The organism is Sphingomonas sp. (assembly GCF_048594985.1).
Taxonomy (GTDB): domain Bacteria; phylum Pseudomonadota; class Alphaproteobacteria; order Sphingomonadales; family Sphingomonadaceae; genus Sphingomonas_I.
The window spans coordinates 1-7,499 of record NZ_JBMDXG010000101.1 but is presented as its reverse complement, the minus strand read 5'-3'; the positions used below and the strand labels follow the sequence as shown (position 1 = coordinate 7,499).

7 protein-coding genes are annotated in these 7,499 nt (G+C 69.7%); all 7 read left to right on the top strand.

Annotated elements, in window-relative coordinates; genetic code table 11:
- Positions 1 to 2,062, top strand: a 2,062-nt coding sequence (locus tag ACOJSF_RS03810) for a DUF2460 domain-containing protein (protein ID WP_420140898.1), incomplete at its 5' end; no start/stop codon positions are given.
- Positions 2,059 to 2,874: a DUF2163 domain-containing protein gene (locus tag ACOJSF_RS03805; RefSeq protein ID WP_420140897.1), complete on the top strand. Its 816-nt coding sequence runs from the start codon at positions 2,059 to 2,061 to the stop codon at positions 2,872 to 2,874. The genes ACOJSF_RS03810 and ACOJSF_RS03805, both read left to right, overlap by 4 nt.
- 1 nt (position 2,875) lies before the next feature.
- Positions 2,876 to 3,265 carry a peptidoglycan endopeptidase gene (locus ACOJSF_RS03800; protein ID WP_420140896.1) on the top strand — a complete coding sequence of 130 codons (390 nt, stop codon included), beginning with the start codon at positions 2,876 to 2,878 and terminating at the stop codon, positions 3,263 to 3,265.
- Positions 3,265 to 5,445, top strand: a complete 2,181-nt coding sequence (locus tag ACOJSF_RS03795; protein WP_420140895.1) for a phage tail protein — start codon at positions 3,265 to 3,267, stop codon at positions 5,443 to 5,445. The genes ACOJSF_RS03800 and ACOJSF_RS03795 overlap by 1 nt, the downstream gene beginning before the upstream one ends.
- Before the next feature lie 10 nt (positions 5,446 to 5,455).
- Complete coding sequence (locus ACOJSF_RS03790) at positions 5,456 to 5,773, top strand: DUF2793 domain-containing protein (protein ID WP_420140894.1); 318 nt, start codon at positions 5,456 to 5,458, stop codon at positions 5,771 to 5,773.
- Positions 5,770 to 5,952: a hypothetical protein gene (locus tag ACOJSF_RS03785; RefSeq protein WP_420140893.1), complete on the top strand. Its 183-nt coding sequence runs from the start codon at positions 5,770 to 5,772 to the stop codon at positions 5,950 to 5,952. The genes ACOJSF_RS03790 and ACOJSF_RS03785 overlap by 4 nt, the downstream gene beginning before the upstream one ends.
- A gap of 205 nt (positions 5,953 to 6,157) precedes the next feature.
- On the top strand, positions 6,158 to 7,279 hold the full coding sequence (locus ACOJSF_RS03780) for an OmpA family protein (protein WP_420140892.1): 1,122 nt from the start codon (positions 6,158 to 6,160) through the stop codon (positions 7,277 to 7,279).
- Positions 7,280 to 7,499 lie beyond the last annotated feature (220 nt).

Genomic DNA, 7,499 nt, shown 5'->3' with positions numbered 1-7,499 from the left:
CCGCGGGCGATCGAGGGGGATCAAGCCGCTCGTGGGGGTCGAGGGCCCGACGCTGACTTTCGTGGGACGCTTTGCGGGGGGCGCGCCGCGCGCCTGGTATGTACGGCTGTGGAACTATGCCGAGGGCGCGCCCGACGACGCGATCGTCACGATCGATTTCGACGCGCTGGCGGGCGGGTTCGCGCTGCCGGGCGAGGCCGACCCGGTCTGGGCATGCGATATCGACCGGCTGTTCCTGTCGCTGGTCGCGCCCGATTACGATCGGACGGATTTGCCCCTGGCCGCGCCCGTCGAGGGCCGCGTCGAACTGAGCGAGATGGCGTGTGACGGTCCGCGATCGGTGCTGGCGATCGGCGACGCGATCGTGCCCGAACATGGCCTGCGCATCGCGAGCGGTTATGACGACAGCTATCACCTGACGCCGGCCCGGCTGCTGCGCACCATGCTCCAGCTCGGCTATCGCAAGATCATCAACCATTACGTGGGCATGAGCCATTATTTCCGGCTCGCGTCCGTCGGCGACGGCTTGGTCGCAAGCCTCGCGGGCGGTGCGCTCAATGCGCCGTGCGTCGCCTGGCATCGCGACTTCGGTGCACGGGCGAAGGCGCTCGGATACGACCTCATTCTGTCGCTGTCGTTCGAGCTGCTGGACGCGCACTGTCCCGAGGCGTGGAAACAACGGACGGCGGAAGGCGCGCCGGCGTTGACCGGCTGGGAGCCGCCGTCGACGTTGCTGTCGCCGGCGAGTGGCGAGGCGATGGCCTATCTGCGTGGCGTAGCGCAGGCGTTCGTCGGGATCGCGCGCGAGGTCGGGCAGCCGGTGCGCTTCCAGATCGGCGAACCCTGGTGGTGGGTGACGGGCGACGGGCGCATCTGCCTGTATGACGCAGCCGCGCGGGCCGCCTTCGGGGGGGCGCCGGTCGCGATCCCGAACGTGTTCGCCCCGCTCGATAGTGCGCAGACGACATTGCTCGACGTGGCGGGGGCGCTGCTTGCGGCGGCGACCGCCGGCGTGCGCGACGCGGTCAAGGCGCTGGAGCCGCAGGCGGAGGTGCTGCTGCTCGCTTATCTGCCCAGCCTGCTCGATGCGCGCGCGCCAGAGGTGCTGCGCGCCAACATGCCGATGGGGTGGGCGCGGCCGGCGTTCGACCGGCTCCAGCTCGAGGATTATGACTGGGTGATAGCAGGCGATACCGCAGCGACGACGCGCGGGATCGAGGTTGCGACCGCGCGGCTCGGCTATCCGGCCGGCCAGACGCATTACTTGAGCGGTTTCGTGCTTCGGCGCGAGGATGCGGCGCAGTGGCAGCGGATCGACGCCGCCGCCGACGCAGCGCGTGCGCGCGGCCATGCCGACGTGTTCGTGTGGGCGATCCCGCAGGTGATGCGCGACGGCTATGTTCATTTCGACATCGGAGAGGAGACCGAGATGCGCGCGTTCGACGACGTGACCTTTCCGATCGCGATCGGACGGACCGCGAGCGCGGAGCCGGGCTTTTCGACCGCGGTGGTGACGAGCACCGCCGGGTTCGAGCAGCGCAATGCGGATTGGGCGCAGGGGCGGATGCGGTTCGACGCGGGGCCGGGCGTCCGCTCCGAATCCGACATGCAGGCGCTGCTCGCCTTCTTTCGCGCCCGCCGCGGACGTGCACGCGGCTTCCGCTTTCGCGATCCGTTCGACGACAGTTCGAACGGAATGGCGGGCGAGCCGGGCTTCGACGATGTCGTGATCGGGACCGGCGATGGCGTGCGGACCCGCTTTCCGCTGATCAAGGCTTATGGCGCGGACGAGCCCGAGCGGCGGCGGATCACGCGGCCGGTGGCGGGAAGCGTCCGGATCGGCATCGATGGGGTGCAGCGGTTGACGGGGTGGAGGCTCGAGGAGGGCGGCGTGATCGCCTTCCATGTCGCGCCCGCAGCCGGGATGGCGGTGACGGCGGGCTTCCGGTTCGATGTGCCGGTGCGGTTCGAGCAGGACCAGCTTTCGGTTTCGCGCGCGGCGGTGACGGCGGGCGAGGCGCCGTCGGTGCCGTTGATCGAGCTGCGCGAGGATTTCGCGTGACCGCCTGGTATGCGCGCGACCTCACCACGCTCGCTTTCTGCTGGCGGATCGAGCGGCGCGACGGCGTGGCGCTGGGCTTTACCGGGCACGACCGCGATATCGTCCGGGACGGGCTGGTCTATCGCGCCAGCCCGGGTATGACGCCGTCGGCGATCAGCCAGAGCGATGGGTTCGACATCGACACGCTCGATGTGGCCGGCGCGTTGTCGGCGGATGCGATCACGGCCGACGACCTGGCCGCCGGGCGCTGGGACGGGGCGGCGGTGCGCCTGTTCGCGCTGGATTGGGACGATCCGCAGGCGCCACCGGTCGCTCTCGCGCGGGGCGAACTGGGCGAGATCGGCATCGGCGACGGGGCTTTCACCGCCGAGCTGCGGGGGCCGACCGCGCCGCTCGCGCGTGCGGTGGTGGAGGAGACGAGCCCCACATGCCGCGCCGAGCTGGGCGACCGGCGCTGCCGGATCGACATGAGCGCGCGGGTCCGGCTGGCGCGGGTCGTCGGCTGGGATGCGCCGCTGCTGACGGTGGACCGGCCGGAGCCGGGGGCTGACGCTTACGGGCTTGGCCGGCTGCGCTGGATCGAGGGGGCGAACGGGGGGCTGGAAAGCGCGGTCGCAAGCTCGGCGGGCGCGGTGCTGACGCTGCGCGATCCGCCCCCGACGCCGCCGCTGCCGGGCGCGTTGGTCGAGCTGACCGAGGGGTGCGATCGGACGATCGCGACCTGTCGCGCGCGGTTCGCCAATGCGGCCAATTTCCGGGGCGAGCCCTATCTTCCCGGCGCGGACCTGCTCACGCGATATCCTGGGGCCTGACATGATGGGCGGGGATGCGATCGTGGCGCATGCGCGCGCCTGCGTCGGCGCGCGCTTCCGGCCGCACGGGCGCGATCCACGCTGGGGACTGGACTGCGTGGGCGTGGCGGCAGCGGCCTTCGGGCGGGAGGTGGCGGGCGACTACCCCTTGCGCGGCGGCGATCCGGACGCGGTGAGCCGGGCGATCGCGGCCCTGGGACTGCGGCGGATCGCACCGGATTTGGCGGCGGCGGGGGACCTAGTGCTGATGGCAGCGGGTCCGGAGCAGCTTCATCTGGCGGTGCTGACCGAGCGTGGCTTCGTCCATGCCGATGCCGGGCTGCGGCGCGTGGTGGAAACACCGGGGCGGCCCGTCTTGGCCGTTATCGGCGCGTGGCGGGAGAAGCGGTGATGGCGACGTTGGTACTGACCACGATCGGAAGCCTGGTGGCGGGGCCGATCGGCGGGGCGATCGGCGCGGTGCTGGGCAATCAGGCCGACCGTGCGCTGCTGAAGCCCAAGGGGCGGCAGGGGCCGCGACTAGGCGATCTGAGCGTGCAGACATCGGCCTATGGCGTCCGCCTTCCCCGGCTGTTCGGGACGATGCGGGTTGCCGGGACCGTGATCTGGGCCACCGACCTGCGCGAGGACAGACATCACAGCGGCGGCGGAAAATCGGGGCCCGCAACCACGAGCTACAGCTATTCGGCATCGTTCGCGGTGGCGCTGTCGGCGCGTCCGATCCGGCGGGTCGGGCGGATCTGGGCGGACGGCAAGCTGCTGCGCGGCGCCGCCGGCGACTGGAAGAGCGAAACGGGATTCCGCCTCCATCATGGCGACGAAGCGCAGGCTGCCGATCCGCTGATCGCGTCGGCCGAGGGCATCGATGCGACCCCGGCACATCGCGGACTGGCCTATGCCGTCTTCGAGGGCATGCAACTCGCGGATTTCGGCAACCGCATTCCGTCGCTGACGTTCGAGGTAGAAGCGGATGCCGCGCAGGTCGGGGCGGAGGTGATCGCGCAGGAATTGATCGGTGGCCTGATGGCGGGCGGGAATGGCCCGCCGCTGACCGGATTTGCCGCCAGCGGCGACAGCGTGCGCGGCGCAATCGAAGCGATCGCGGCGGTGCATCCGCTGAGCCTGTCCGACGACGGCGCTACGCTGCGGATCGGGGCGGAGGAGACATGGACCCCGGCGGCGCGCTGGTTGGGCGCGCAGGCGGACGATGAAGGCGGCGCGGCGATCATGCGCGAGAGCAGGCCCGCCGGGTCGCTGCCCGACATGGTGGCGGTCGCTTATTACGATCCCGCGCGGGATTATCAGGCAGGGCTGCAGCGGGCGCGGCGTGCCGGCAGCGCGCGCAACGAAGACCGTGTCGACCTGCCGGCGGCGGTTCCCGGCGACCTGGCGCGCGGGCTGGCGGAGGCGGCGCTGACGCGAAGCTGGCGCGGCCGGCGGCGGGCGACCGTCCACCTGCCGTGGCGATACCTTGGCGCGCGCGCGGGCCAGCGGATCGCGCTGGCGGACGGGGTCTGGCGGATCGAGGCGATCGCGCTCGAGCAGATGGCGCTTACCGTGCGGCTGCGGTCGGACGATCCCGGCGCTCCCACGCCGATCGGAGCGGATCCCGGCCGTGCGGCCGCCGCCGCCGATACGCAGGCCGGCCAGACCCGCCTGATGCTCGTCGAGCTGCCGAGCCTCGACGAAGTCGCGGCTGTCACGCCGCAAATGTTCCTGGCCGCCGCCGGCAGCGCAGCGGGCTGGCGCCGCGCGGAGGCGAATTTCAGCCTCGATGGCGGCGCGAACTGGAGCCCGCTCGGCCGGACGGCGCCGCCCGCCGTGATCGGACGCGCGGTCGACGTGGTCGGGCCGGCCAGTGCGGCCCTGTTCGACCAGATCAATCGCGTCACGATCGAGCTGGCGCATGACGGCATGGCGCTGCAAGGCGCGGATGATGCCGGGCTGGCGGCGGGGGCCAATTTCGCCCTCCTCGGCGAGGAGCTGATCCAATTCGGCGAGGCAGTCCAGGTAGCACCGCGGCGGTTTCGGATCGGCCGGCTGATGCGGGGCGCGCGCGGCACCGAACATGCGATCGATGCGCATCAGGCTGACGAAGGTTTCCTTCTGCTTGACCGTGCCACCCTGCTGCCACTGCCGCTGACGCGCGCGGTGGTGGGCAGCGCCGTTTCGGTCATGGCGCTTGGTCCGGGCGACGGCGGGGCCGCCGTGCGGGCGGACAAGACGGCTCGCGGGGACGCACTGCGCCCGCTGGCGCCGGTCGCCCTGTCGGCCGAGCGTCTGGGGGACGGGACGATCCGCTTCCGCTGGCGGCGACGCAGCCGAACGGGTTGGGCCTGGGTGGACGGGGCGGATGCGCCGCTCGGCGAAGACGTTGAGCGCTATCGATTGGATCTGTCGTCGGCGGCCGCCGCCCGGCGATCGATCATGCTCGACCAGCCGCTCTACGATTATCCGCTGGCAGCTCAGGACGAGGACGGGCTGGCATCCCCCACGACGATTACCGCCGCCGTCGTGCAGCAGGGAACTTATGCCACTTCCGAGGCGGCGACCGGCGCGTGGACGCTGTGAGGAGAGAGCGATGACCGAAACGACCCCACGCTTGATGCTGCCGTTGCTGGCGGCGGGACAGGCGCAGAAGGAGGTGACGCACAACGAGGCGCTGACACTGCTCGATATGCTGGTGCAGCCCGTGGTCGAGGCGTCAGGCATCGATGTGCCGCCGGTCGCACCGCAGCCGGGGCAGATCTGGATCGTCGGAGGTGCGGCGTCCGGCGCATGGGCGGGGCATGCCGATCATCTCGCCGGTTGGAGCGGAGGCGGATGGCGATTCGTCACGCCGCAACCCGGCATGACTGCCTGCGCGATGTGGCGACGCATGCGCAATGGTCTGGCATGAACTGGCGGACGGGACAGGTGACCGGCGCACAGCTCGTGATTGACGGGCAGCAAGTGATGGGACCACGTCAGCCCGCCATTGCCGATCCGGCGGGCGGCTCCACGGTCGACACTGCCGCGCGGACGGCCGTTGCAGCCGTGCTTCATGCCTTGCGGCAACATGGCATTATCGCCCCGTAACGATTTTTTTTGCGACCGAGGAAACTCCTGGCGCCGATTGGAGTTTAGGGGTGCGTCAGCGGGATTGCGGGCGGACCCAAAGTTTGACCGCAGTTCGAGACATTTCGGCAACAGTCCACATTTTTGCGTACTTGCGCAGGACCCTGGCGAAGTTTAGGTGGTTCGAGTAACCGGAAACGCACCCAGGTAGGAAAAGGGGATTCAAATGCGTAAACTCGCCCTGACGGCCATATTGGCTACGACGGCGCTCGCATCGCCCGCCATCGCCAAGGATAATTCTTGGTATGTCGGTATTGAGGGCGGCGGCATCATTGTTGAGAACACCGACGTCAATATTGGCGCGGTCGACGATGCTGTTACTTCGCGCTACAAGAATGGTCTGTTCGACGTCGACGGTATCATTGGTTATGACCTTGGTCCCGTTCGGCTCGAAGGTGAGGTCGGCTACAAGCGCGCCGAGCTCAAGAGCCACACCACGAGCACCGTGATCAACGGCGCTCCGGCGGGCGACTATTCGAGCAGCCGCAGCGGCAATACTTCGGTGCTCAGCTTCATGGCCAACGCCCTGCTGAACTTCGGGCAGGATGATGGCATCCAGGGCTTCGTCGGTGGCGGCGCCGGTCTGGCGCGCGTTCACTACGGCATCCATCGCCTGAACGGCGGCAACTGGTTCCTCGACGGCAGCGACACCCGCTTCGCGTTCCAGGCGCTGGCCGGCGTGCTGTTCCCGGTCACCGACCGGATCGACGTTGGTGCCAAGTATCGCTTCTTCAACGTCTACGGCGTCAACATCCGCAGCAGCACGGGCAATCCGATTGCGGCGGGTGACTCGACGGCGCGGTTCCGGTCGCACAGCTTGCTGGCGAGCCTGATCTACAACTTCGGCGAGCCTGCGGCCCCGCCGCCGCCGCCGCCTCCCCCGCCGCCGCCGCCTCCCCCGCCGCCGCCGCCTCCCCCGCCGCCGCCGCCGCCGGTTGCGACCCCGGGTCCGTTCATCGTGTTCTTCGACTGGGATAAGTCGGACATCACGCCGGAGGCCGCTTCGATCCTCGACAATGCGGCTCAGGCCTACAGCACGACGGGCACCGCCCAGGTCATGCTGGCCGGCTACACCGACACGTCGGGTTCGCCGAGCTACAATGACGGTCTGTCGCAGCGTCGCGCGGACTCGGTGAAGGCCTACCTCGCGTCGAAGGGTATCCCCGACGGCGTGATGACGACCGAAGCGTTCGGCGAGACCAAGCTGCGCGTCGAGACCGCCGATGGCGTCCGCGAAGTGCAGAACCGTCGCGTCGAGATCACCTACGGCCCGGGGTCGGGTCAGTAAGGTCGATCACTTCGGTGACCGAAAAGAGGGAGGTCGGCGCGAGCCGGCCTCCTTTTTTTCGTTGATGGTGTGGCCGATCGCTGGAGGCTCGTTCGTGGCCAGCCTTTCCAGCCGCCGTCGCTGGGGGACCTCATCCGCAGCCCGCTATCCCTCTATTGCGGGCGAAGCGAAATTCCGGATCAAGCCCGGGAGGACGGATCATGTGCTATCGGCCTTGGCG